Annotated in this window: 5 protein-coding genes; 4 read left to right on the top strand and 1 reads right to left on the bottom strand. The window is 69.8% G+C overall.

What is annotated here, in order from left to right; genetic code table 11:
* The coding region (locus tag AACZ35_RS13630) for a twin transmembrane helix small protein (protein ID WP_339830206.1) at positions 1–188 on the bottom strand (188 nt) is incomplete at its 3' end.
* A 54-nt stretch (positions 189–242) separates the two neighbouring features.
* Here AACZ35_RS13630 and AACZ35_RS13635 point away from each other — a divergent pair.
* From AACZ35_RS13635 to AACZ35_RS13650, 4 genes are all read left to right on the top strand, one after another.
* Complete coding sequence (locus AACZ35_RS13635) at positions 243–944, top strand: SURF1 family protein (protein ID WP_339830208.1); 702 nt, start codon at positions 243–245, stop codon at positions 942–944.
* Positions 941–1,507, top strand: a complete 567-nt coding sequence (locus AACZ35_RS13640; RefSeq protein ID WP_339830210.1) for a hypothetical protein — start codon at positions 941–943, stop codon at positions 1,505–1,507. Before AACZ35_RS13635 ends, AACZ35_RS13640 begins: the two co-directional genes overlap by 4 nt.
* 7 nt (positions 1,508–1,514) lie before the next feature.
* Positions 1,515–2,660 carry a COX15/CtaA family protein gene (locus AACZ35_RS13645; protein WP_339830212.1) on the top strand — a complete coding sequence of 382 codons (1,146 nt, stop codon included), beginning with the start codon at positions 1,515–1,517 and terminating at the stop codon, positions 2,658–2,660.
* Positions 2,657–3,007 (top strand): UbiA family prenyltransferase (locus AACZ35_RS13650; RefSeq protein WP_339830214.1); only part of this gene is annotated, 351 nt, incomplete at its 3' end. The genes AACZ35_RS13645 and AACZ35_RS13650, both read left to right, overlap by 4 nt.

The raw sequence follows: 3,007 nt of genomic DNA on the forward strand, positions 1-3,007 counted from the left end.
CCGGTGGCGATGCCGATGATCACCAGCACGATCATGGCGACCGACAGGCCGATGCGCCAGCTCAGCGAGTTCACGGTGCGCTTGCTGCGCCCCTTGTCCACCATCATGTAATACAAGCCGGCGCCCAGGTTCCACAGGATGAAAATGAAGAATCCGACGACGACCAGGGTCTTGAGTTCACTGCTCATGCAAAGGGCCGGTGGTGATGTCTGCCGCGCATTATCCGCTTCCCGGGCGCGCCCGTGTTGAAACGCCGCGTCCTGCTCGCGCTCTTCGGCCTGTGCCTGGTGCTGGGGTTTTCGGCGCTGGGCAACTGGCAGTGGGGCCGTGGGCTGGAAAAGCAGGCGATGCTCGACGCCGCCGTCGCGGCCCGCACCGAAGCGCCCTGGCCGCTGTCGGCCGCCGACACTGCGTCGGGCGTGAACCGCGCCGCCGGTGGTGGCCGTTTCCTGGACACGCCGCCGCTGTGGCTGGACAACCAGCGCCGCGGCCCGCGCGTGGGCGTGCGCCTTTATTGCGCCTTCCAGCCGCACAGCGGCACGGCGCTGCTGGTGGACCTGGGCTGGCTGCCTCTGCCCGGCGACCGCACGCTGCCGCGCGAGGCCTGCCCGACCGGCCCCGCCGACCTGTCCGGCCTGCTGGCGCCGCCGCCGGCCGTGGGCCTGCGCCTGGGCGAGGGCCTGGAATCGCGCGACGGCGGCCAGCGCTGGCTGGCCCTGCACCTGGAACCGGCCGCCGTGGCGCGCGCCTGGCAGTTGCCGGCGCTTGCGCCGCGCGTGCTGCGCCTGGACCCTTCGCTGCCGCTGGGCCATGAACGCGACCTTGAGGTGCTTGCGAATACGCTGCCGCCTGAAAAACATCGCGGCTACGCCATCCAATGGTTCGGCCTGGCCTTCGCCACCCTGGTGGTGACCCTTCTCCTGTGGTTCCGGAAACGCCCATGACTTCGCCCGACAACGCCGCCCCGTCCAAGACCCGTTCGCGCCTGCAGCTGCTGCTGGTCGCCGCCTTTTTCCTGGGCAGCTTCGGCATCGCCGCCGGCCTGTTCTTCGGTGGCTGGAAGCCCGACCAGACCCGCAACATCGGCGAAATGCTCGACCCCTATCCGGACCTGCGCGGGCTGGCGCTCAAACACGCCGACGGCAGCGACTGGTCATGGCAGCCGGCCGAGCGCAACTGGCACGTGGTGTTCGTGGCCCCGGAAGGCTGCGGCGAACCCTGTGCGCAGATGCTGGCCGCCCTGCAGCGCGTCTGGGTGTCGGAAGGCCGCCACGCCGAACGCCTGAAGGTGCTGTGGTTTGGCGACGTGCCCGCCGGTGCCCCGGAATTCGCCGGCCTGGTGCCCATGCAGCCCAGCCCGGCCCTGGCCGAAGCGCTGCCCGACACCGTGCGCCCCGACGCGCTGCCGGCCTACCTGGCCGACCCCAATGGTTACCTCGTCCTGCGTTATGCCCCGGGCTTCAATCCCTCCGGCATGCGCAAGGACCTCGGTCGTGTGTTGAAGTAGGCCCCTGATGAACGCTCCTTCCCGTCATTTCCATCGCCTCGCCTGGGCGGCCGTGCTGCTGGCCCTGGTGGTCATCGTGTTCGGTGGTTTCGTGCGGCTGTCCAACGCCGGCCTGAGCTGCCCGGACTGGCCCACCTGCTACGGCAAGGCCACCTGGCCGACCCAGGACCACGAAATCGCCGCCGCCAACGCCGGCTTCGAACGCATCGTCGAAGTCTCCAAGGCCTGGCGCGAACAGTTCCACCGTCATATCGCCGCCCTGCTGGGCCTGCTGGTGCTGACGCTGGCCCTGCTGGCCGCGCGCAAGCGCAAGGGCGGGGTGGTCAGCGTGCTGGCGGCCTCGGCCCTGGTGGGCCTGTCGATCCCGGTGTACATGGGCGTGGGCATGGCGCCCAACCACGAACTGTCCGTGGCGCTGTGGCTGGCCGGTGAACTGATCCTGCTCGTGCAGGCCCTGCGCTGGTCGAACGTCGATGCCGCGCGCCTGTCCACGCTGCTGCTGATGGTCATCGTCTTCCAGGCGGTGCTGGGCATGTGGACGGTCATCTGGCTGGTGAAACCGGTCATCGTCATGGCGCACCTGATGGGCGGCCTGCTGACGCTGTCGCTGCTCACCTGGCTGGCCTGGAAAACCACGCCCTGGGGCCCGCTGGTCAGCGCCGAGGCACCCAGGCTTCGGCGCCTGCTGTGGATCGGCCTGGTGCTGCTGGTCGTGCAGATCGCCCTGGGCGGCTGGACCAGCGCCAACTATGCCGCGCTCGCCTGCGGCACCGACTACCCGACCTGCCTGGGCCAGTGGTGGCCCGAGCAGGACTACCGCGAAGCTTTCATCCTGTGGCGCGGCATCGGCGTGGACTACGAAGGCGGCGTGCTCGACGGCCCGGCCCGCGTGGCCATCCAGATGGCGCACCGGCTGATGGCGATCCTGGTGTTCGGCCACCTGCTGATGGTCGCGATCAGGCTGCTGCGTTCGACCGGCCTGCGTTATTCCGGCGGCCTGCTGCTGGTGCTGCTGTGCGCGCAGGTCGCGCTGGGCATCAGCAACATCGTGCTGGGCCTGCCGCTGTGGGTGGCGGTGGCGCACAACGCCGGCGCGGCCCTGCTGCTGTTCACGGTGGTGGGCCTGCTGGCGCGGCTGCGGGCACCGGAATGAGCCTGCCGCTGGCCGCCTACTGGGAGCTGACCAAACCGCGCGTGGTGGCGCTGATCGTGTTCACCGCGATTATTGGCATGTTCCTGGCGTTGGAGCCGGGCGAAGCCTGGCCCTGGGAACGCCTGGTGCTGGGCGCGATTGGCATCTGGCTGGCGGCGGCTTCGGCGGCGGCCATCAACCACCTGCTCGACCAGCGCATTGACGTGCTGATGGCGCGCACCCAGCACCGGCCGCTTGCCACGGGCTCGCTGCGGCCGGCGCAGGTGCTGGGTTTCGCGCTGGTGCTCGGCGCGGTGTCGATGCTTATCCTGGCCTGGCGGGTGAACGTGTTCACCGCCGCGCTTACC

The organism is uncultured Arenimonas sp. (assembly GCF_963976025.1).
In the GTDB taxonomy this organism is placed as follows: Bacteria; Pseudomonadota; Gammaproteobacteria; order Xanthomonadales; family Xanthomonadaceae; genus Arenimonas.

Bases quoted from the DNA above. Each gene is read 5' to 3' on its own strand.
- AACZ35_RS13645 (WP_339830212.1), top strand. From the start codon at position 1,515: ATGAACGCTCCTTCCCGTCATTTCCATCGCCTCGCCTGGGCGGCCGTG.
- AACZ35_RS13640 (WP_339830210.1), top strand. From the start codon at position 941: ATGACTTCGCCCGACAACGCCGCCCCGTCCAAGACCCGTTCGCGCCTG.